This window comes from Streptomyces durbertensis (assembly GCF_014156695.1).
GTDB lineage: Bacteria > Actinomycetota > Actinomycetes > Streptomycetales > Streptomycetaceae > Streptomyces > Streptomyces durbertensis.
Map to the genome: position 1 here is coordinate 1 of NZ_WMLF01000891.1, position 733 is coordinate 733.

Annotated in this window: 1 protein-coding gene; it reads right to left on the reverse strand. The window is 79.7% G+C overall.

The window, feature by feature from the left end; all coding sequences use genetic code 11:
• Positions 1 to 733 (reverse strand): sirohydrochlorin chelatase (locus tag GL263_RS27515; RefSeq protein ID WP_182858432.1); only part of this gene is annotated, 733 nt, incomplete at both ends.

The following is a 733-nucleotide window of genomic DNA, read 5'->3' on the forward strand; positions in this document are numbered from 1 at the left end:
GGGTCAGGGCGCGGCTGCGGGCCTGGTCGTAGCGGTGGAGGACAAGGCGGGCGAGCGCCGGGTGGTCGCCGAGCGGCGCCGAGACCGGGTGCGGGGCGGCGGCCCGGGCACAGCGGGTCGCGAAGTGGCCGGGGGCCGTGAAGTAGGAGGCCACCGCGGGGCGGCGGCAGCCGAGTGCGGCCAGGCGGTCGAGCGCGCCGGGGATGTCGGGGTCGGCGGCGGAGGCGTAGCCGGGCAGCACCGGGACACCGCCCAGTCGGGTGGAGAGCAGTCGGGTGGTGGCTTCGGCGTCGGCGGCGGACCGGGGGTCGCGGGACCCGGCGGCGGCCAGCACGACGCCGTCGGCGTCCGCGGCGCCGGCGGTGGCGAGCCGGTCGGCGAGGGCTTCGGCGAGCAGCGGGTCGGGGCCGAGCGGGGCGGCCAGGTGGCAGTGGTGCCCGCGGGCGGCCCGGGCGACGGACGGGATGTCGTGGCGGGTGTGGTAGCCGCGGCCGAAGAGCAGCGGCACGAGCACGACCTCGCCGGCCGGCAGCGCGGCGAGGGTGTCGCCGAGCAGGGGCTCGTCGATTTCCAGATGGCCGAGGCGTACGCGCAGCCCGGGCCGCTGGGCACGGACGACATCGAGCAGGGCGGTCACCGTCCGGCGGGCGGCGGGGTCGCGTGAGCCGTGGGCGACGGCGACGAGGGTGGGGGCCGGTGCCCGGTGGTGCGGCTCGGACGGTCGATGGGCGGG